This window comes from Microbacterium rhizosphaerae, assembly GCF_034120055.1.
In the GTDB taxonomy this organism is placed as follows: domain Bacteria; phylum Actinomycetota; class Actinomycetes; order Actinomycetales; family Microbacteriaceae; genus Microbacterium; species Microbacterium rhizosphaerae.
Window position 1 is genome coordinate 970,905 of sequence record NZ_CP139368.1, and the last position, 20,584, is coordinate 991,488.

Annotated in this window: 16 protein-coding genes; 11 read left to right on the forward strand and 5 right to left on the reverse strand. The window is 71.2% G+C overall.

The genetic code is table 11. The features are described from left to right. The first annotated feature begins 53 nt into the window (after window positions 1-53). From SM116_RS04245 to SM116_RS04255, 3 genes are all read left to right on the forward strand, one after another. Window positions 54-887: an ABC transporter ATP-binding protein gene (locus SM116_RS04245; RefSeq protein ID WP_320943221.1), complete on the forward strand. Its 834-nt coding sequence runs from the start codon at window positions 54-56 to the stop codon at window positions 885-887. Next, on the forward strand, window positions 884-2,329 hold the full coding sequence (locus SM116_RS04250) for an ABC transporter permease (protein ID WP_320943222.1): 1,446 nt from the start codon (window positions 884-886) through the stop codon (window positions 2,327-2,329). The genes SM116_RS04245 and SM116_RS04250 overlap by 4 nt, the downstream gene beginning before the upstream one ends. Window positions 2,330-2,470: 141 nt before the next feature. After that, window positions 2,471-3,064, forward strand: coding sequence for an NADPH-dependent FMN reductase (locus SM116_RS04255; protein WP_320943223.1), 594 nt, complete (start codon window positions 2,471-2,473; stop codon window positions 3,062-3,064). Between the two features lie 5 nt (window positions 3,065-3,069). Here the strand turns inward: SM116_RS04255 and SM116_RS04260 are convergent, their stop codons facing one another. After that, entirely contained in the window at window positions 3,070-3,606 is a 537-nt protein-coding gene (locus tag SM116_RS04260) for a hypothetical protein (protein ID WP_320943224.1), read from the reverse strand. Window positions 3,607-3,670: 64 nt separating this feature from the next. On the opposite strand from SM116_RS04260, the gene SM116_RS04265 reads away from it, so the two are divergent. Further along, window positions 3,671-4,321, forward strand: coding sequence for a 2-phosphosulfolactate phosphatase (locus tag SM116_RS04265; protein WP_320943225.1), 651 nt, complete (start codon window positions 3,671-3,673; stop codon window positions 4,319-4,321). Here the strand turns inward: SM116_RS04265 and SM116_RS04270 are convergent. The 3 genes from SM116_RS04270 to SM116_RS04280 all read right to left on the reverse strand — a co-directional run bounded on the left by SM116_RS04270 (window position 4,308) and on the right by SM116_RS04280 (window position 6,428). Next, a complete protein-coding gene (locus tag SM116_RS04270) occupies window positions 4,308-4,796 on the reverse strand; it encodes a SprT-like domain-containing protein (RefSeq protein WP_320943226.1) in 489 nt (162 codons plus the stop codon). The two genes, SM116_RS04265 and SM116_RS04270, sit on opposite strands and share 14 nt — an antisense overlap. A gap of 30 nt (window positions 4,797-4,826) precedes the next feature. Further along, complete coding sequence (locus SM116_RS04275; protein ID WP_320943227.1) at window positions 4,827-5,354, reverse strand: hypothetical protein; 528 nt, start codon at window positions 5,352-5,354, stop codon at window positions 4,827-4,829. A 213-nt stretch (window positions 5,355-5,567) separates the two neighbouring features. After that, complete coding sequence (locus SM116_RS04280) at window positions 5,568-6,428, reverse strand: spermidine synthase (protein WP_320943228.1); 861 nt, start codon at window positions 6,426-6,428, stop codon at window positions 5,568-5,570. 160 nt (window positions 6,429-6,588) lie between these two features. Between SM116_RS04280 and SM116_RS04285 the strand changes: the two genes are divergently transcribed. Then, entirely contained in the window at window positions 6,589-7,344 is a 756-nt protein-coding gene (locus SM116_RS04285) for a 5-oxoprolinase subunit PxpA (RefSeq protein ID WP_320943229.1), read from the forward strand. Beyond that, window positions 7,341-8,930: a 5-oxoprolinase subunit B/C family protein gene (locus SM116_RS04290; protein WP_320943230.1), complete on the forward strand. Its 1,590-nt coding sequence runs from the start codon at window positions 7,341-7,343 to the stop codon at window positions 8,928-8,930. Before SM116_RS04285 ends, SM116_RS04290 begins: the two co-directional genes overlap by 4 nt. 27 nt (window positions 8,931-8,957) lie before the next feature. Here SM116_RS04290 and SM116_RS04295 read toward each other — a convergent pair whose 3' ends face one another. Further along, on the reverse strand, window positions 8,958-10,334 hold the full coding sequence (locus SM116_RS04295; RefSeq protein ID WP_320943231.1) for an AAA family ATPase: 1,377 nt from the start codon (window positions 10,332-10,334) through the stop codon (window positions 8,958-8,960). A gap of 191 nt (window positions 10,335-10,525) precedes the next feature. Here SM116_RS04295 and SM116_RS04300 point away from each other — a divergent pair, with 191 nt between their 5' ends. The 5 genes from SM116_RS04300 to rpoC all read left to right on the forward strand — a co-directional run bounded on the left by SM116_RS04300 (window position 10,526) and on the right by rpoC (window position 20,557). Continuing rightward, entirely contained in the window at window positions 10,526-11,065 is a 540-nt protein-coding gene (locus tag SM116_RS04300) for a hypothetical protein (RefSeq protein WP_320943232.1), read from the forward strand. A gap of 7 nt (window positions 11,066-11,072) precedes the next feature. Next, entirely contained in the window at window positions 11,073-12,200 is a 1,128-nt protein-coding gene (locus SM116_RS04305; protein WP_320943233.1) for a sensor histidine kinase, read from the forward strand. Continuing rightward, a complete protein-coding gene (locus tag SM116_RS04310; protein ID WP_320943234.1) occupies window positions 12,197-12,892 on the forward strand; it encodes a response regulator transcription factor in 696 nt (231 codons plus the stop codon). The genes SM116_RS04305 and SM116_RS04310 overlap by 4 nt, the downstream gene beginning before the upstream one ends. 237 nt (window positions 12,893-13,129) lie before the next feature. Further along, window positions 13,130-16,624: a DNA-directed RNA polymerase subunit beta gene (rpoB, locus tag SM116_RS04315; protein ID WP_320943235.1), complete on the forward strand. Its 3,495-nt coding sequence runs from the start codon at window positions 13,130-13,132 to the stop codon at window positions 16,622-16,624. A 57-nt stretch (window positions 16,625-16,681) separates the two neighbouring features. After that, window positions 16,682-20,557: a DNA-directed RNA polymerase subunit beta' gene (gene rpoC / locus SM116_RS04320; RefSeq protein ID WP_320943236.1), complete on the forward strand. Its 3,876-nt coding sequence runs from the start codon at window positions 16,682-16,684 to the stop codon at window positions 20,555-20,557. The last annotated feature ends 27 nt before the right edge of the window (window positions 20,558-20,584 follow it).

The window sequence follows — 20,584 nt, forward strand, 5'->3', positions numbered from 1 at the left end:
GATGCATCGCACGGCCGACGACGGCTGCGCAGCCGCTCCGTAGCGTCGGAGGCATGGAGATCACGACCACCGACCTGGGCCTTGCGGCCCGGGTCCAGCAGCTGACGAAGACCTACGGCCGCGGCGACGGGGAGGTGCGCGCGCTCGACGGCGTCTCGGTGGGCGTGCGGCGCGGAGAGTTCACCGCGATCATGGGGCCTTCCGGATCGGGCAAGTCCACCCTGATGCACATCATGGCGGGGCTGGATGCGCCGACCCAGGGTCGCGCGTGGATCGGCGACACCGAGATCACGGGTCTCAGCGACCTGGACCTGACGCTGCTGCGCCGGCGTCGCGTCGGGTTCGTCTTCCAGTCCTTCAACCTCGTCCCGACGCTCGATGTCCTGGGCAACATCCGCCTGCCCATCGACCTCGACGGCCGGCGGCCGAGCGCGCTCGAGAAGGCTCGCATCGACGGGCTCGTCGAGACGCTCGGCCTCGGCGCGCGTCTCGGGCACCGGCCGCACGAGCTCTCCGGCGGCCAGCAGCAGCGCGTGGCGATCGCCCGTGCGCTCGCCACCGCCCCCGACCTCGTGTTCGCCGACGAGCCCACCGGCAACCTCGACTCGCGCAGCGGCCGCGAGGTGCTGGCCCTCCTGGCAGCGGCCAGCCGCGACCACGGCCAGTCCATCGCCATGGTCACGCATGACCCGATCGCTGCGAGCCACGCCGACCGCGTGCTCTTCCTCGGCGACGGGCGCATCGTCGCCGACAAGCCGCGCCAGAGCGCCGAGGAGATCTCGGCCTACATGCTGGCGGCCGAGCTCGGCACGGCCCAGACGGCTGGGGGCGCGTCCACGACGGCGGTGCCGGCCGCCGCCGCGCCCACGACGGCGGTGCCGGCATGAGCGGGACGGCGACGGCGGAAGCAGGCGCATCCCGCACCTCCTGGCTGCGCGATCGCGGCATGGGCGCGTCGATGCTCGTCACGGCGATCGCGACGGCCTTCGGTGCGGTGCTGATCTCGGCGACCGGCTTCATCGGCGCGATCCTGAAGTCCGATCCGGCGACGCGCGACAGCGGGACCGTGGCCTTCGTCCTGAGCTTCATCGTCTTCGTGCTCCTCGGCGTGGCGGTCTACGTCGCCGCGATCGTGACGGCGAACACCTTCGCGACGGTCATCGCGGGCCGCACGCGTCGCATCGCGCTGCTGCGCCTGATCGGTGCCACGGCTCGCTCGCAGCGGGCCGAGGTCGCCCGGCAGGGACTCGTCGTGGGTGCGATCGGCGCCCTCCTGGGACTCATCGGCGGAACGGCCGTCGCGGTCGTCGGGGTGGTCGTGGCCGAGCGCGTCTGGTCGCTCGACACCGTGCACTACGCCGTCGTCCAGCCGCTGCTCGTGGTGCCCGCGGTCATCGTCGTGCTCACGACGTGGGTGTCGGCGTGGGCGGGCTCCCGCCGCGTGCTGACCGTGACGCCGCTGCAGGCGCTCGGCGGCTCGGTCGAGGCATCCCATCGCGACCTCGCGCGCCGGCGGGGACGCAACGGCGTCGCGATCACCCTCATCGTCGTGGGGGCCGCGCTCCTGGCGGCGGGGATCGCGGTCGGGCTCGTCAGTCCGCTCGGCGTCATCGTCGCCTTCTTCGGCGGGGTGCTGTCGTTCACGGGTCTCGCGCTCGGGGCCACGCTGGTGATGCCGCCCGTGCTCCGGCTCGTGGGTCGCCTGTTCGGCGGCTCCGCCCCGGCGCGCCTGGCGGCCGAGAACGCGCTGCGCTACCCGGAGCGGTCGAGCCGCATGGCCATCGGAGTCGTCATCGGTGTGACGCTCGTCACGATGTTCGCGGTGGCCACGGAGTCGGTGAAGCGGGTGTTCGCGGCCGCGTTCGGGGGGACGCTGCCGGCACCGTTCGCGACCGTGATCGACACGTTCTCGGGCATCATGATGGGCCTGGTCGCGGTCTCGGCCGTGATCGCCGCGGTCGGACTCGTCAACCTGCTGACGCTCGGGGTGGTGCAGCGCCGGCGCGAGTTCGGGCTGCTGCGGGCCCTCGGGCTCTCGAACACGCAGGTGCGCCGCGTCGTGCTGCTGGAGGCCACGCACATCACGGTCGCCGCCGTGGCGACGGGCCTCGTGCTCGGCGTCTTCTACGGCTGGGCCGCGGCGCAGTCCCTCCTCGGCTCGGTGCACGCGCCGGGATCGACAGCCGCCGCAGGCATCGTCTGGCCCGCCGTGCCGCTGTGGCCGGTCGTGGCGATCGTGGTCGCCACCGCCGTGCTCACGCTGGTCGCGGCCGTGACGCCGACGCGGCTCGCGACGCGCGTCTCGCCGGTGGCGGCTCTCGCCGAGTAGCCGACCGCCCCCACGGGGCTTCGCGCCGGACCGGGCATCGGGAACCCGGTCCGGCGCGCGGCCCTGTGCATCCTCCGACAGTGCGTCAGGCGTCCTTCCGGCGTCGACGGATGTGCGGCACGCTCGACGCAGGAGGTCCACATGAAGATCGAGATCATCGAGCACACCCCGCCTTACCGCCTCGGCGTGCTCATCGGCAGCCTGTCCACCGCATCCATCAACCGCCTGCTGGCGAAAGCGCTCGAGAAGCTGGCGCCCGCGGAGTTCGAGTTCTCCGAGATCGACTACAGCCGGCTCCCGCTCTACAACCGCGATCTGGATGCCGACTACCCTCAGGTCGCGCTCGACTTCAAGGAGTCCGTGCGTCAGGCCGACGCTCTTCTGTTCGTGACGCCGGAGTACAACCGGTCGATCCCGGGGCCGCTGAAGAACGCGATCGACTGGGGCAGCCGTCCGTGGGGGACGAGCGTGTGGGCGGACAAGCCGACGGGCGTCATCGGGGCGTCGGGGGGCTCGATCGGCACCGCCGTGGGGCAGCAGACGCTGCGCAGCACCCTCAGCTTCCTCAACGCCCGCCAGATGACCTCGCCGGAGGCTTACATCCACTTCACGCCGGGTCTCATCGACGCCGACGGCGAGGTGACGGTCGAGAGCACGCGCGAGTTCCTCACGATGTTCATGGAGCGCTTCGCCGAGTACACGGCCCGGGTGCTGACCGTCATCCCGCGGCCGTGAACCGCCTACGCCGGCTGCTCGACGCTCGCGTCCCCCGTGTCTGCGGCCGGCTCCGGATCGTACGCCCAGGTGGGGGCGAGAGCGCGCACGCGCGCGCCGCGCCACTGCCACACGCCCCACAGCACCGGCCAGAGCAGCGGCGCCGTCGGCCCGCCGATGACGAGGCGGTCGCGCCACAGCGTCTTGCCGGGCCGGCCCGCCGCGGGCGAGACGGCCATCTGGTGGTCCCAGACGTCGAGGCTCGCCAGCGGGCCGGTGAGCGGAATGCCGCTGTCGCGGAAGATGCGCACGCGGCCGCCGGGCTCCTCGACCGAGCGCTCGCTCACGTGGATGAGCTGTCGCCCCATCGGCACCGCACCGAAGGCCGACAGCTGCACCGGCATGTCGTCGCCCGGCGTCCATGACGTCGGCAGGCCGTCCGGCACGATCGGCGCGACATCCATCACGGGACCGTACAGTTCGGCGACGGCGCGGGGGGAGTGCAGCGCCCGCCAGGCGGCCTCGGGGTCGCAGTCGATCTCGAACTTCAGCAGGATCCGCATGCGCTCCAGTGTCGCACCAGGACCGACCGCCATCCCGCTGCCCGCAACCGCTTACGCTGGCGGGATGCATCCGTTCGACCAGTCCCGCTATCAGGTGCGCCTCGAGTGGGGCGCCGAGGGTCTGGCGCGGCTCGCGGCATCCGACATCGTCGTGGTGGTCGACGTGCTCCGCTTCTCGACGACGGTGACGGATGCGGTGGCCCGCGGCGAGCGGGTCGCACTGGACGACGCGGCGCTCACCGCGTCGGTCAACGGAGCCGCCGTCGCGCAGGCCGCGGCGGAAACGGGTGCGCTCGTCCTGCTCGGATGCCTGCGCAATGCGGCCGCCGTCGCGCATGCGGTGCTCGCGGAGCAGGTGCGCCGCGGCGACCGCACGAGCGTCGCGGTGATCGCCGGCGGCGAGCTGTCGGGAGGGGAGCTGCGTTTCGCCGCCGAGGATCAGCTGGGCGCCGGGGCCGTCGTCGACGCGCTCGCGGCACTCGGTCTCGACCACTCCTCGCCGGAGGCTGCGGTGGCATGCGAGGCGTTCCGCGGACTCCGTGGGGCGGCGCGGCACCTCATGACCGCGAGCGGGTCGGGCCAGGAGCTGCTCGAGCGCGGTCTGCGGGACGAAGTCCTGAACGCGTCGGCGATCGACGCGACCGACGTCGTGCCGGTGCTGCGGGACGGATCGTTCGTCCGCTTCGATACCGGGCGACCGGCTAACGGGGCGTGAGGGCTGCGAGCTTCGTCGCCGCGGTGATCTCGCGGCGCGACCAGTCGAACAGGTAGCGCTCGTCGAACCGCGGAGCGCACCGCACGCACGACGTGAGCCGCACCGGCTTGCGATGTCGATAGGCGACATGCCCCGCCGGGCACACGCCGACCCAGGGCGCGAGCTCGGTCGCCGTCTCGCCGCTGTGGGTCGTGCCGCCGACGTAGCCGAGGGAGCGCGCGGTGCGCTTCCAGGCGGGGCCGTGCGCGGCCTTGGGCCCGGCGAGGGCATGGGCCACTTCGTGGAGGAGCGTCTGACGGTTGGTCTCGTCGTCGTAGCGCGCTGCCAGGTAGCGGGACACGCTGATGCGCTTCGCCCGGTAGTCGCACAGGCCCGCGCGGCGCTTGGCGTTGTCGAACGCGAACGACCACGACGCATCCAGGTATCTCGCGATCAGCGCGTCGGCCGTCGCCCGCACTTCCTGAAGATCCGACATATCCGTCAGGCTAGAACGTACCTACGACAATCAGCTCGCGACACTCGTCTCGACGCCGCGCCGGTCGGCGGCGTCGATCGCGAGGAGCGTCGACTCGAGCTGGTCGTCGGGAGTCCCTGCCTGCTGGCGCAGGAAGAGCGCACGCTTGAAGGCCTTTCGGGCGTCGCCGAAGTCCTCCATGTCGAAATACACGCGGCCGAGATGCTGCTGCGCGAACGCCGCGACCGCCCACCACTCCTGCCCCTCCGCCTCCTCGGCGACGGTGAGGAGCTCCTGCTCGGCGGCGCCGAACTGCTCGCGGTACTGCTGGACGGATGCATGCAGGATGCGGGCCCGCAGCAGATCCTTGCGCGTCCCGGCCATGCGCGCCACGCGCACCGACTGCTCCGAGACCTCGAGCGCCTCCTCGAGCTCGCCGAGCACCTTCAGCAGCCACACGCGCTCGAGCAGGGCCGGGAGGCTGCGCTGGACACCGAGGTCCTCGAGCCGTTCCGCGCAGGCGCTCTCGTCGACGATCTCGCGCAGGGTCTCGGGGTCGTAGCTGCGGATGAAGTTCACCGTCTCATACCTTTCGCACCCGGAACGCAGCCCCGCAGCGCCGACGCACGGGCGGGAGGCCGTCCCATCTCTTCCCTCATCCAGTGTGCCGTGCGCAACGGCGATCCCCGGTCGGGCACGCCGCTCTCGGGATTCCTCTCCCCTGTCGTGGCGCTGTCGTCGCGATGTCATCCGCCGTCACGACCCGCACGTGGCGCGAGAAGGATGGGGGGTTCAGCGCTCGAAGAGCGACTCCTTTGGCTTGGGGGAGTCGACGGCCGAGGCATCCGTCACCGGCGGCGCTCCCCGCTCGAACTCGTCGAGTTCCGCGCCCTCCGCCACCTTCGCGGGATGCGGGCCCGCGGCGAGCAGACGCGGCAGCCACTGCGTGGGCAGGGGAGAGGGGGATGCCGCGATCACGAGGTTGCCGAACCGGCGGCCCTTCAGCACCTGCACCTCGGCCAGCACGATCGCATGCGGCAGCACGGCCCGGACCGTGGCCACCTGCCCGCGCGCGAACGCCAGGCCCGCGCCGTCGGCGACGTTGACGAGCAGGACTCCGTCGGGGGCCAGCATCCGCGCCGCCGCCCGGTAGAACTCGACGCTCGTGAGATGCGCGGGAGTCTGCGCGCCGGAGTACACGTCGCTGACCAGAAGGTCGACCTGGCCGGTCATCGCGGGCGGCAGCTTGGCGAGCGCGGCACGCGCGTCGCCGATGCGGATGCGGATCGCGGCGCCGCGCGGCAACGGAAGGTGCTCGCGCACCAGGTCGATGAGAGCCGGCTCGATCTCGACCACCTGCTGCCGTGAACCGGGCCGCGTCGCCTCGACGTATCGGGGGATCGTCAGGGCGCCCGCGCCCAGGTGCACGGCCGTGAGCGGCTGACCCGGCAGCTTGAGGCGGTCGATGACGGCGCCCATCCGGGCCACGTACTCGAAGCTCAGGTAGGTCGGATCGTCGGGGTCGACGTGCGACTGGGGCGTGCCGTCGACCTCGAGCTCGTATCCGCTCGTGTACGGGGCCGGGACGATGCGCGCGATGACGCCGCTCGAGAGCCGTGCGGACGGCGGCTCGGGGGTGTCTCGGCGGCCCATGCCGACCACGCTACCCGCGCCGCGCTGTTCGGCATTCAGGACGAACGGCAAGCCTGCTCGGCCTCGCCTGCGCAATCGCGCGGATGTTCGGCGCACCGTGGCCGGGATTTCCTGAATAGTGGACGACGCCGGACCGTGACTCCCCGCGTAGCGTGGGGGTATGCGCGCGATCGACCTCAACGCGGACCTCGGCGAGACGGTGGACGGCGTGCCGACCGGCGACGACGAGGCCATGTTCGCGGTCATCTCGAGCGCCAGCATCGCGTGCGGCGGGCACGCGGGGGATGCCGCATCGATGTCCGCGGCGGTCGAGCGGGCGTCCCGCACGGGCGTCGCGACGGGCGCGCATCCGTCGTACGTCGACCGCGCGAACTTCGGGCGGACGGCGATGGATGTCGACGCCGGAACGCTGCACGGCCAGGTCGGCGCGCAGCTGCTCGCGCTGCGGTATGCGGGTGCGGACATCCGGTTCGTCAAGCCCCACGGCGCGCTGTACCACGCGGCCGGTGCCGACCCGCGGATCGCCCGGGCGGTCGCGCGCGCGGTCGCGGGGCTCGCCGAGGCTCTCGGGCGGCCGGTTCCGATCCTGGGCCTCGGCCCGGCGATCGAGGCCGCGTCGGCGGAGGCCGGCCTGCCGTTCCATCGCGAGGCCTTCCTCGATCGCGGATACCGCCCGGACGGCACGCTCGTCCCGCGCGGCGAGCCGGGCGACATCCTGCACGACCCGCGGGCGGCGGCCGAACGGGCGGTGCGGCTGGTCGCCGAGGGCACGGTCGTCGCGGCGGACGGTTCGATCGTGCGGGTGGATGCCGCCTCCCTCTGTCTGCACGGCGACTCGCCGGCCGCGATCGACATGGCCCGCGCCGTGCGTGCCGCGCTCGACGCCGAGGGCATCGCGGTCGAGGCGCCCTGGTGAGCGTGTCCGGGCTCGTGATCCGCCCGATGGGCGAGGCCGCGCTTCTCGCCGAGGTCGACTCGCTCGACGCCGTCCTCGCGCTGCACGCCGGGCTCGACGCATCCCGCCCGGACGGCGTGGTCGAGCTCGTGCCGGCTGCTCGCACCGTGCTGGTCCGGGTGGATCCGGGGCGCCTGCCGCTCGTGACGGCGCGGGCGTGGGTCGAGCGGATAGCGAGGGATGCCGAGGCCCCGGCGGACTCGGCATCCGGGGAGGTCGTGCTCGACGTCGTCTACGACGGCGCGGATCTCACCGAGACGGCCGCTCTTCTCGGGGCCTCGACGGAAGCGCTGGTCGCCGCGCACACGGGCGCCCACTGGCGCGTAGCCTTCACCGGTTTTGCGCCCGGCTTCGGTTACCTGGTGAGTCCGGACTGGCCGTACGACGTGCCGCGGCTCGCGTCGCCGCGCTCGCGCGTCCCGGCCGGGTCGGTGGGTCTCGCGGCGGGGTTCTCGGGCGCATATCCGCGCGAGACGCCAGGTGGATGGCGGCTGGTCGGGCGCAGTGCGGCGCCCCTGTTCGATCCGACGGCGGATGCCGCATCCTCCGCGCTGCTCGCACCGGGGGCGGGCGTGCGCTTCCGCGCGGTGCGCGAGCTCATCGCGCCGCTTCGCGACGTCGCGCCACCGCCTCGCGACGTCGCGCCGCCGCCTCGCGAGCCCACCCGGCGGGGCCGCGAACGCGCGGATCGGCGCATCCGCATCATCGATCCCGCCCTCTTCTCCTCCGTCCAGGACCTCGGTCGACCCGGCCGCGCGGCGCTCGGGGTGGCACGCTCGGGGGCGCTCGACCGCGGCGCGCTGCGCACCGCCAACCGCCTGGTCGGCAACCCCGAGGACGCCGCCGGCGTCGAGGTCGCGATCGGCGGCTGGAGCGCCGTCGCCACCGCGGACACCTGGTTCGCCGTCACGGGAGCGTGGGGCCGGGTCACCCTCGCCGGTCGTCAGCTCGATCTCGATGTCGCCCACCCGTGGCCGGCAGGCGCCGAGCTGCACCTGGACTGGTTCGCCCACGGCGCCCGGGCGTACCTCGCGGTCCGCGGAGGCGTCGATGTCCCGCCCGCTGTCGGCTCCCGCAGCACCGACACGATGGCGGGCCTCGGCCCGGCGCGCCTGCAGCAGGGCGACGAGCTCACGATCGGCCCCGAGCCGCTGAGCCCGATCCCGGCGATCGACCTCGCACCCTGGGGCGCGCCGCCCGACGACCTCGATGTCCCGCTCGCTCCCGGCTCCCGCGCCGACTGGTTCGCCGCATCCGCCCTCCCGATGCTCTTCGAGTCGACGTGGACGGTCTCGGCGCAGGCCGACCGGGTCGGCATCCGCCTCGACGGTCCGGAGCTGCCGCGCGCCCGCACCGTCGAGCTGCCGAGCGAGGGCATGGTGCCGGGCGCCCTGCAGGTGCCGCCGAGCGGCCGGCCGACGATCCTCCTCGCGGACGGACCGGTGACGGGCGGATATCCGGTGATCGCGGTGGTGACCGATGCGGCGCTCGATCTGCTCGGGCAGGCGCGGCCGGGCACCCGCATCCGCTTCCGCCACGCCCGCTGACCGGCACGGGCGCCGCGGTCCCTCCGATCACTCGTCGTGCGCGTCCGCGCTGGCTCGGCGGATCTCGGCGCGCTGCACGGCGACCGCGTCGGCGTCGGCGGCGCCGAGGGCCCGCTCGTCCGCGCGGTCGACGGCCGACGAGGCCTCCGCGAGCCGCAGAAGCCGCTGCAGCAGCCGCGCGTGCAGCAGGTGGGCGGCGCTCGTGTCTGCTCCCGACGAGATCGCCGCCGACACGAGCCGTTCGGCGAAGCGGTGGTCGCTCGTCTCCTCCGCGAGGCAGGCGGAGCGCAGCAGCAGGTCCGGATCGGACGGTCGCCGGGCATCGAGGCGCCACACAGCCACCCGCAGGTCGTCGGCGGGGGACGGATTGCGACGGGCGACGACGTCGGCCTGCTGGGCGAGCAGCGACACGTGCCGCGCCCGCGGGATGGTCTCGCGGATCGCGGCGCCGTGCTGGGGGTGCGCGAGGAACATGCGGATGCGACCGCGCGCCTCCTGCACGCGCACCAGCCCCCGCTGCTCGAGGTCGGCGATCGCTTCGGGAGCACCAGGGCGTGCGAACTCGTCGAGCGCGAGCGGCTGGCACAACGACAGGCGCTGGACGACGTCCAGCTCCTCGTGCGTCAGTCCGCCCAATCGTCCCCGGATGAGCTCCTTGAGACCGGGCGAGCCGACCCCCTCGTCCCCGAGCCGCCAGGACCGTGATCCGCGGATGAGGGCGCCCGACGCGCTCGCCGCGATGACCAGCTCCCGGAGGAAGAGGGGGTTGCCGCCGGAGACCCGATGCAGCTCCGCGACAGCGCCGGCGGCGACCGTCGCACCGAGCACCAGCACGAGCAGCTGCTCCGTCTCGTCGGCGTCGAGCTCGCGCACCTCGATGCGCACCGCGCTCTCCGCCGTGAGGACGCTCTGCATCCCGTCCGGCTCGGGATCCCCGCGGTCGAGCGTCACGAGTACCTGCAGCCCGTCCTCCTCGGCCAGCCGGGCGATGAGGGCCACCGAGACCGGATCGGCGGCCGCGGCGTCATCGAGGACGACCAGCAGCCGCCGTCCGTCCCCGATCCGCCTCAGGGCGCCGCGCGCGGCGGCGAAGAGAGCGTCCCCGTCCTCGGCGCGCACGAGCGGTGCGCTCATCTCGGGCGCGAGTGCGGGCGCGATGGTGGCGAGGGGCACAGGAGGCAGCGCCGGATTGCCCTCGATCGTGACCGACATCCATCCGTCGTCCTCGAGGGCCTCGACGACCTCCGCGGCGATCCGGCTCCTGCCCACACCAGAAGCGCCGTGCAGCGCGACCGCGCGGGAGCCGGCGAGGAGGACCGCGAGAATGCGCTCGACGACGGCGGTGCGGCCCACGAGCGGCCACGTGCCCTCGAGGGCCACCGGATCGGATGAGTCGAAGGCCACGGTTCCCTGTCTCGGCGAGAGGCCCCAGCTCCCTCGCTCTTCCGTCACTGTATTGGTTTCCCGCCCTCGCGCACAGAGCGCGGCGCCCGTTCGCCGGCGACGCGCTCTCCACCCCTTCTCACGCTGATCTCCACCCGGATCTCCACCCGCCCGGCCCGCGCTCCTCCCGCCGTCGGATCGATGCTGAGGGCATGGACATCCAGATCATCGGCAACGTGCTCCTCGCCCTCGTCATCCTCGCCGTCGTCGCCTATCGTCAGACGACCTGGCGCCCCGCGATCCCCGGTGCTCTGATGCGCGCGCCGCTCATCATGGGCGTCGTGGGCGTCTTCATGCTCGTGCAGCAGCACGCGGTCCTCACCGGCCTCGATGCGGCCGTTCTCGTCGTGGAGCTCGTCGTCTCGCTCGGGGTCGGAGCGTGGATGGGCGCGATCGCACACTTCCGTCGCGTGCCCGCGGCGGCGACCGCTCCCGCGCAGTTCGAGACCCGCACCGGATGGTGGGGGCTCGCGCTCTGGCTCGTGGTCATCGCGGTGCGCATCGGGATCGACGTCCTCGCCTCCGGCCTCGGCGCGCACGCGGCGACGACGACCGGGGTCATCCTCCTTCTCCTCGCGGCGAACCGGGCCGCCCGCGCCGGCATGATCGGCCTCCGCCTCGACCGCATGCGCGCCGCCTCGGTCCGTCCCGGGTCGTCGCTGCCCGCCGCGGCGGAACGTGCGGATGCATGATGGTTCCGTGAACCCCCGCCCGACCCCGCTCGGCGCGGCGCTGACGGTCGGCGGCGCGGTCCTGGTGCTGTGGGGGATGCTCGTCAGGCCCGACATCCACCCCGCGTGGGCCGTCGCCCTCGGGATCGTGTCCGTGGCCGCGTGGGTGCTCCGCGTCGGCGCCGCGATGCGGGGCTGGCGGCGCACGACCCTCGTCCTCACCCTGCTCGGCGTGGCGACCGGCGCGCTCGCGGCTGCGGGTACCGAGGGCGCCTCGGTCGTCCCCGCGGCCGTGTGCGTCTCGCTCCTGCTCTCGGACGACGAGCTGCCGATCACCCTGGGGGCCGCTGCCGCTCTCGTGGCGCTGGGTCTCGTCGCGGCCGGGGCGGTCGTCGCTCCCGTTCCCGTGCTCTCCCTCGCGGCTCTGCTCGGCGCGATCGTGCTGGGCTTCCTCGGCGGCTACAGCCGTCGGCAGCTGCGCCGCTCCCAGCAGCGCGAGGCCCTGCTCGCACAGCAGGAGCTCGCCGCCCGCGAGGAGGCCTCGCGCGTCGCCATCGCCCGCGACCTGCACGACGTGCTCGCGCACACCCTCGGCGGACTCGCCATCCAGCTCGATGCCGTCGACGCGCTGCTCGAGGCCGGGGATGCCGCATCCGCCCGCACCCGCGTCGTTGCAGCCCGCGACCTCGCGGGAGCAGGCCTCGCCGAGGCCCGCCGCGCGGTCGCGGCGCTGCGCATGCCGTCCGCGCGGGCGGACGAGCCCGATGTCCCGCCCGCCGAGCTGCAGGCGTCGCTGGACGATCTCGTCGCCGCGCACCGGTCGCTCGGCGGAGAGGCGACGGTGGCCGTGTCCGGCGAGCCGTCGACCCTCACGGCTGTCGAGGGGGAGGCCATCCAGCGAGCCCTGCAGGAGGCGCTGAGCAACGCCCGCCGCCACGCGCCGGGCGCGCCGGTGTCGGTACGTCTCGACTGGGGTGCCGGGCGGGTGACGCTCACCGTGTCCAATCCGCTGACGCAGGACCCGGCCGGCCCCGGGCGGGCGGGCTACGGCCTCATCGGCATGGAGGAGCGGTTCACGGCCCTTCCCCGCGGCGGGTCCGTCGCGAGCGGCGCGCGCGACGGCGTCTTCACCGTGGCCGCGGAGCTGATCCGATGATGGATGCCGACGACCCCGGCCGGGCGATCCGCGTCCTCGTCGCGGACGACCAGGCGATCATCCGCGACGGGCTCGTGACCGTCCTGGGGCTCCTTCCCGACGTCGAGATCGTCGGAGCCGCCGCCGACGGCCGCGAGGCCGTCGCGCTCGCCGTCCAGCAGCATCCCGATGTCGTGGTCATGGATCTGCGGATGCCGGTCATGGGCGGCGTCGAGGCGACGCGCCGCCTGCGCGCGGACGTGCCGGACGCGGCGGTTCTCGTCCTGACGACCTACGCCGACGACGATTCCATCCTCGCGGCGCTGCGCGCCGGCGCCGCCGGCTACCTGACGAAGGACGCCGGCCGCGCCGAGCTCGCGGCCGCCGTCCGGGCGGTGGCGCGGGGCCAGGCGATCCTCGGCGCCGAGGCGCAGGCGGTCGTGATCGGCAGCCTGTCCGCGCCCGCTCCGGCCCGAACGACGACGGATGCGGTCTCCCGCCGCTTCCCTCAGCTGACAGCGCGAGAGGCCGAGGTGCTGGCGCTGGCGGCCGACGGCCTCGGCAACCGCGAGATCGCGGCGGAGCTGTTCATCGGGGTGTCCACGGTGAAGACCCACGTCAACGGCATCTTCGCGAAGCTCGATGTGCGCACGCGCGAGGATGCCGTCGCCCTCGCCCGCGGCGAGGTCGGCGGGCCGGTCGCGGGGCCGTGAGCGGGGGCATTATGCCCCCGCATCCGAAACTCGTCAAGGATCCGACTGGACACGGCGCGTCGGAAGGCGTAAGGTGGGTCCTTGCGCTCTTGGATTCCCCCTGCCCTCATATGGTGGTCGGCTGGTGCCTGCGCTCCCTCACTCCGGTGAGGTGCGACGTGCGGGCCGCGGGGACGATCGAGCAGTCCACCCACGACAAGGAACTCGAGCCCCCCGGGGCCCATGGAGGTTATCCCCTTGGCTGCTGCGCCCAACGCATCCACCACCCCCCTCAAGAACGGCCGCGGAGCATCCCGCCTCTCGTTCGCAAAGATCTCCGACACCCTGACGGTCCCTGACCTCCTCGCACTGCAGACAGAGTCGTTCGACTGGCTCGTCGGCAACGACATCTGGAAGGCACGCGTCGCCGAGGCCAAGGCCGCGGGTCGCACCGACGTGCCGGAGAAGAGCGGCCTCGAGGAGATCTTCGAGGAGATCTCCCCGATCGAAGACCTCAGCGAGACGATGCAGCTGAGCTTCACGAACCCCTACCTCGAGCCGGAGAAGTACTCGATCGAGGAGTGCAAGGAGCGCGGCAAGACGTACGCCGCGCCGCTGTACGTCGAGGCCGAGTTCATGAACCACCAGACCGGTGAGATCAAGACCCAGACGGTCTTCATGGGCGACTTCCCGCTGCAGACCGAGAAGGGCACGTTCATCATCAACGGCACCGAGCGTGTCGTGGTGTCGCAGCTCGTGCGCTCGCCCGGTGTCTACTTCGACCGCGTGGCCGACAAGACGTCCGACAAGGACATCATCTCCGCCCGCGTCATCCCGAGCCGCGGCGCGTGGCTCGAGTTCGAGATCGACAAGCGCGACCAGGTCGGCGTGCGCATCGACCGCAAGCGCAAGCAGTCGGTCACCGTCTTCCTCAAGGCCCTGGGCCTGACGACCGAGGACATCCGTGCGGAGTTCGCCGGCTTCGACTCGATCGAGGAGACGCTCGCCAAGGACACGATCCTCACCAAGGAGGACGCCCTCCGCGACATCTACCGCAAGCTGCGTCCGGGCGAGCAGGTGGCCGCCGAGGCCGCCCGCGCGCTGCTCGACAACTTCTACTTCAACTCGAAGCGCTACGACCTCGCCAAGGTCGGCCGGTACAAGATCAACCAGAAGCTCGGCCTCGACAAGCCGCTGAGCGACTCTGTGCTCACGGTCGAGGACATCGTGGCGACGATCAAGTACCTCGTCCGACTGCACCGGGGCGACACGTCGTACGACGGCATCCGCAGCGGCAAGCCCGCCGAGATCCGCCTGGACATCGACGACATCGACAACTTCGGCAACCGTCGCATCCGCGCCGTCGGCGAGCTCATCCAGAACCAGGTCCGCACGGGCCTGTCGCGCATGGAGCGCGTCGTCCGCGAGCGCATGACGACGCAGGACATCGAGGCGATCACGCCGCAGACCCTGATCAACGTGCGCCCCGTCGTGGCCGCGATCAAGGAGTTCTTCGGCACGTCGCAGCTGTCGCAGTTCATGGACCAGAACAACCCGCTCGCGGGTCTGACCCACAAGCGCCGCCTGTCGGCCCTGGGCCCCGGCGGTCTGTCGCGTGAGCGCGCCGGCGTCGAGGTCCGCGACGTCCACCCGTCGCACTACGGCCGCATGTGCCCGATCGAGACGCCGGAAGGCCCGAACATCGGTCTGATCGGCTCGCTCGCGTCGTTCGCCCGCATCAACGCGTTCGGCTTCATCGAGACGCCGTACCGCCGTGTCGTCGACGGTCACGTCACCGACCACATCGACTACCTCACCGCGTCCGAGGAGAACGACTACATCGTCGCCCAGGCCGGTGCGGAGCTCGACAAGAGCGGCAAGTTCGTCACCGACCGCGTCCTCGCCCGTCGCGGAAACGGCGGCGAGGTCGACCTCTTCCACTCGGAGGAGATCGGCTACATGGACGTCTCGCCGCGCCAGATGGTGTCGGTCGCGACCTCGCTCATCCCGTTCCTCGAGCACGACGACGCGAACCGCGCCCTCATGGGTGCGAACATGCAGCGCCAGGCCGTGCCGCTGCTGCGCTCCGAGTCGCCTGTCGTCGGCACCGGCATGGAGGGCTACGCAGCCATCGACGCCGGTGACGTCGTCACCGCGCAGAAGGCGGGCGTCGTGGCCGAGGTGTCGGCCGACAAGGTCACCATCCAGCTCGACGAGGGCGGCACGCAGGACTACTACCTGCGCAAGTTCGACCGTTCGAACCAGGGCACGAGCTACAACCAGCGCGTGATCGTCTCGGCCGGTGAGCGCATCGAGGTCGGCGAGGTCATCGCCGACGGCCCCGCGACGGAGAACGGCGAGCTCGCGCTCGGCAAGAACCTCCTCGTCGCGTTCATGACGTGGGAGGGGCACAACTTCGAGGACGCCATCATCCTCAGCCAGGACCTCGTGAAGGACGACGTGCTCTCGTCGATCCACATCGAGGAGTACGAGGTGGATGCGCGTGACACGAAGCTCGGCAAGGAGGAGATCACGCGTGATCTCCCCAACGTCAGCCCGGAGCTCCTGAAGGACCTCGACGAGCGCGGCATCGTCCGCATCGGCGCCGAGGTGCGTCCCGGCGACATCCTCGTCGGCAAGGTCACGCCGAAGGGCGAGACCGAGCTGTCGGCCGAGGAGCGGCTGCTGCGCGCGATCTTCAATGAGAAGAGCCGCGAGGTGCGCGACACGTCCCTCAAGGTGCCGCACGGCGAGCAGGGCACGATCATCGCGGTCAAGGAGTTCAACGCCGAGGACGGCGACGACGAGCTCGGCTCGGGCGTGAACCGCCGCGTCGTGGTCTACATCGCCCAGAAGCGCAAGATCACCGAGGGCGACAAGCTCGCCGGCCGCCACGGCAACAAGGGTGTCATCGCGAAGATCCTGCCGGTCGAGGACATGCCGTTCCTCGCCGACGGCACGCCGGTCGACGTCATCCTGAACCCGCTCGGCATCCCGGGCCGCATGAACTTCGGCCAGGTGCTCGAGACCCACCTCGGCTGGGTCGCGAAGCAGGGCTGGAAGGTCGAGGGTCAGCCGGAATGGGCGAAGGACCTGCCCGAGAGCGCCCGTGAGGCGGCTCCCGGCACGAAGGTCGCGACCCCGGTGTTCGACGGCGCGCGCGAGGAGGAGATCGCGGGTCTGCTCGACTCGACCAACCCCACGCGCGACGGTGAGCGCCTCATCGGTTCGAGCGGAAAGGCCCTGCTGTTCGACGGCCGCTCCGGCGACCCGTTCCCGGCTCCGGTCTCGGTCGGCTACATGTACATCCTGAAGCTGCACCACCTCGTCGACGACAAGATCCACGCCCGGTCGACCGGCCCCTACTCGATGATCACCCAGCAGCCGCTCGGCGGTAAGGCCCAGTTCGGCGGCCAGCGCTTCGGTGAGATGGAGGTGTGGGCCCTTGAGGCCTACGGTGCGGCGTACGCGCTCCAGGAGCTCCTCACGATCAAGTCCGACGACATCCTCGGCCGCGTCAAGGTGTACGAGGCCATCGTCAAGGGCGAGAACATCCAGGAGCCCGGCATCCCCGAGTCGTTCAAGGTGCTCATGAAGGAGATGCAGTCGCTCTGCCTGAACGTCGAGGTCCTCGGCGCGGACGGCACGGCGGTCAATCTCCGCGACACGGATGACGACGCCTTCCGCGCGGCGGAGGAGCTCGGCATCAACATCTCCACCCGGTTCGAGTCGTCGTCGATCGACGAGATCTGACCTCGACCTCAACCCCGAATTCGAACTGAATTTTCGACACAGGAGAACTGAGAACTAGTGCTCGAGTCAACCACTTTCGATGAGCTTCGCATCGGTCTCGCCACTGCCGACGACATCCGTCGCTGGTCCTACGGCGAGGTCAAGAAGCCCGAGACCATCAACTACCGCACGCTCAAGCCCGAGAAGGACGGCCTCTTCGGCGAGCAGATCTTCGGCCCCTCCCGCGACTGGGAGTGCGCATGCGGCAAGTACAAGCGCGTCCGCTTCAAGGGCATCGTCTGCGAGCGCTGCGGCGTGGAGGTCACCAAGTCCTCCGTCCGCCGCGAGCGGATGGGCCACATCGAGCTCGCCGCGCCCGTGACGCACATCTGGTACTTCAAGGGCGTGCCCTCGCGCCTCGGGTACCTGCTCGACATGGCGCCGAAGGACCTCGAGAAGGTCATCTACTTCGCCGCGTACATGGTCATCTCCGTCGACGACGAGGCGCGCCACCGCGACCTCCCGACGCAGGAGAACAACATCCGCCTCGAGCTGAAGACGCTCGGCGACCGTCGCGATGCCCGCATCGCGACCCGCCTGGCCAAGCTGGAGGAGGAGCTCGCCGCCCTCGAGGCGGAGGGCGCCAAGGCCGACCAGAAGAAGAAGGTCAAGGACGCCGCCGAGAAGGAGATGGCCGGCATCCGCAAGAGCGCGGACGAGCAGATCGCCAAGCTCGAGCGCGTGTGGGAGGACTTCCGCACGCTCGAGGTCGGCGCCCTGAAGCCCGAGGACGACGTGTTCCACGAGCTGCAGGACCGCTTCGGCCAGTACTTCGAGGCGTACATGGGCGCCGAGTCCATCAAGCGCCGCCTCGAGGCGTTCGACCTGGCCGCCGAGGCCGAGAACCTGCACCTGCAGATCTCGGAGGGCAAGGGCCAGCGCAAGATCCGTGCGATCAAGCGCCTGAAGGTCGTCAACTCGTTCCTGTCGACGGGCATGAGCCCCGCGGCGATGGTGCTCGACGTGGTGCCGGTGATCCCGCCGGAGCTGCGCCCGATGGTCCAGCTGGACGGCGGCCGCTTCGCGACCTCCGACCTCAACGACCTGTACCGCCGCGTGATCAACCGCAACAACCGCCTGCGTCGTCTGATCGACCTCGGTGCCCCCGAGATCATCGTCAACAACGAGAAGCGGATGCTGCAGGAGGCCGTCGACGCCCTGTTCGACAACGGCCGCCGCGGCCGTCCGGTCACCGGTACCGGCAACCGCGCGCTGAAGTCGCTGTCCGACATGCTCAAGGGCAAGCAGGGCCGCTTCCGTCAGAACCTGCTCGGCAAGCGCGTCGACTACTCGGGCCGTTCGGTCATCATCGTCGGTCCGCAGCTGAAGCTGCACCAGTGCGGTCTGCCCAAGCAGATGGCGCTGGAGCTCTTCAAGCCGTTCGTGATCAAGCGCCTGATCGACCTCGGTCACTCGCAGAACATCAAGGCGGCCAAGCGCGCGGTCGAGCGCACGCGTCCCGAGGTCTGGGACGTGCTCGAGGAGATCATCCGCGAGCGCCCCGTGCTGCTGAACCGTGCGCCCACGCTGCACCGTCTCGGCATCCAGGCGTTCGAGCCCCAGCTCGTCGAGGGCAAGGCCATCCAGCTGCACCCGCTCGTCTGCGCCGCCTTCAACGCGGACTTCGACGGCGACCAGATGGCTGTGCACCTGCCGCTGTCCGTCGAGGCCCAGGCCGAGGCGCGCATCCTGATGCTGGCGTCGAACAACATCCTCAAGCCGTCGGACGGCCGTCCGGTCACCCTGCCCTCGCAGGACATGATCATCGGTCTGCACCACCTGACCACGGTCAAGGCGGGCGCCGCCGGCGAGGGGCGCGTGTTCGGCTCGGTGGGCGAGGCGATCCTGGCGAAGGACGAGGGCACCCTCGACCTGCAGGCCAAGGTCCGCATCCGCATCCCCGGTCTGTCCTTCCTCGAGGGCGAGGCCCCCGAGGGCTACGAGCGTCACGGGCTGGTGGATGCCTCGCTCGGCCAGGCGATCTTCAACGACACGCTCCCCAAGGGCTACCCGTTCGTTCGCGAGCAGGCCGACAAGGGCAAGCTGTCGCAGATCGTCAACAAGCTGGCCGAGGAGTACCCGAAGGTGGAGGTCGCGGCATCCCTCGACCGCATCAAGGACGCCGGCTTCCACTGGGCCACGCGCTCCGGTGTGACCGTGGCGCTGAGCGACATCCTGACGCCCCCCAACAAGGGCGAGATCGTCGCGGGCTACGAGAAGCAGGCTGCCAAGGTCCAGGCGCAGTACGAGAAGGGTCTCACGACCGACGCCGAGCGTCGCCAGGAGCTCATCAAGATCTGGACCGAGGCGACCGACGAGGTCCAGAAGGCGATGCGCGACAACTTCCCGGAGGACAACACCATCAACCGGATGGTGTCGTCGGGAGCGCGTGGTAACTGGCTGCAGATCCGGAACATCGCCGGTATGCGCGGTCTGGTGAACAACCCCAAGGGTGAGATCATCCCCCGTCCGATCATCTCCTCGTACCGCGAGGGCCTGTCGGTGGCGGAGTACTTCATCGCGACCCACGGTGCCCGCAAGGGTCTGGCCGACACGGCCCTGCGTACGGCCGACTCGGGCTACCTCACGCGTCGTCTCGTCGACGTCTCACAGGATGTCATCATCCGCGAGGAGGACTGCGGCACGAGCAAGGGTCTCGAGTTCACGATCGCGGCTCCGGGCCTGGACGGCGAGCTCGTCAAGGACGCGAACGTCGAGAACTCGGTGTTCGCGCGCACCCTGGCCGCCGAGGTCGTGGACGCGTCCGGCACCGTGCTCGCCGAGGCGGGACAGGACGTCGGCGACGTGCTGATCAACAAGCTGGTCGAGGCGGGTGTCGAGTCGATCAAGGTCCGCTCGGTGCTCACGTGCGAGTCGGCCGTCGGCGTCTGCGCGCAGTGCTACGGCCGCTCGCTCGCGACCGGCAAGGTCGTCGACATCGGCGAGGCGGTCGGCATCATCGCGGCCCAGTCGATCGGCGAGCCCGGCACGCAGCTCACGATGCGCACCTTCCACACCGGTGGTTCGGCGTCGGCCGAGGACATCACGCAGGGTCTGCCGCGCGTGCAGGAGCTGTTCGAGGCCCGCACTCCGAAGGGCGCCTCCCCGATCGCCGAGTCCGACGGACGCATCACGATCGAGGAGACCGACCGGGCCCGCAAGGTGATCCTCACGCCCGACAACGGCGACGAGCCGCACGTCTACCCCGTGCTGCGTCGTGCGACCCTCCTCGTCGAGGACGGGCAGCACGTCACGGTCGGCCAGCCCCTCCTGGTCGGCACGCTCGACCCGAAGGAGATCATGCGCGTGCAGGGTGCTCGCGAGGTGCAGAAGTACCTCGTGGGCGGCGTGCAGGGCGTCTACCGCTCGCAGGGTGTGCCGATCCACGACAAGCACATCGAGGTCATCGTGCGCCAGATGCTGCGCAAGGTCACCGTCGTCGACCACGGCGACACGACCCTGCTGCCGGGTGAGCTCGTCGACTCGCGTCGCTTCATCGACATGAACCGCCAGGCGGTCGGCGAGGGCAAGCGCCCCGCGTCGGGTCGTCCGGAGCTCATGGGTATCACGAAGGCGTCGCTCGCCACCGAGTCGTGGCTGTCGGCCGCGTCGTTCCAGGAGACGACGCGCGTCCTGACGCAGGCGGCGATGGAGGGCAAGAGCGACCCGCTCATGGGCCTCAAGGAGAACGTCATCATCGGAAAGCTGATCCCGGCCGGAACCGGACTTGCGAAGTACCGCAACGTCTCGGTCGAGGCGACGGAGGAGGCCAAGAGCGAGCGGTACCCCAACCGCATCTTCGCGTCCGACGGTGCGTACTCGGAGGCCGACCTGAGCTTCGTCGACTTCGACAGCTTCTCGACGGACGACTTCACGCCCGGCACCTACAACTGATCGAGGCGAGGCGAGCGAGCTTGCTCG

Excerpts from the sequence above, each read along its gene's own strand:
- SM116_RS04245 (WP_320943221.1), top strand. The coding sequence starts at position 54 with ATGGAGATCACGACCACCGACCTGGGCCTTGCGGCCCGGGTCCAGCAG.
- SM116_RS04250 (WP_320943222.1), top strand. The coding sequence starts at position 884 with ATGAGCGGGACGGCGACGGCGGAAGCAGGCGCATCCCGCACCTCCTGG.
- SM116_RS04255 (WP_320943223.1), top strand. The coding sequence starts at position 2,471 with ATGAAGATCGAGATCATCGAGCACACCCCGCCTTACCGCCTCGGCGTG.
- SM116_RS04260 (WP_320943224.1), bottom strand. The coding sequence starts at position 3,606 with ATGCGGATCCTGCTGAAGTTCGAGATCGACTGCGACCCCGAGGCCGCC.
- SM116_RS04265 (WP_320943225.1), top strand. The coding sequence starts at position 3,671 with ATGCATCCGTTCGACCAGTCCCGCTATCAGGTGCGCCTCGAGTGGGGC.
- SM116_RS04270 (WP_320943226.1), bottom strand. The coding sequence starts at position 4,796 with ATGTCGGATCTTCAGGAAGTGCGGGCGACGGCCGACGCGCTGATCGCG.
- SM116_RS04280 (WP_320943228.1), bottom strand. The coding sequence starts at position 6,428 with ATGGGCCGCCGAGACACCCCCGAGCCGCCGTCCGCACGGCTCTCGAGC.
- SM116_RS04285 (WP_320943229.1), top strand. The coding sequence starts at position 6,589 with ATGCGCGCGATCGACCTCAACGCGGACCTCGGCGAGACGGTGGACGGC.
- SM116_RS04300 (WP_320943232.1), top strand. The coding sequence starts at position 10,526 with ATGGACATCCAGATCATCGGCAACGTGCTCCTCGCCCTCGTCATCCTC.
- SM116_RS04310 (WP_320943234.1), top strand. The coding sequence starts at position 12,197 with ATGATGGATGCCGACGACCCCGGCCGGGCGATCCGCGTCCTCGTCGCG.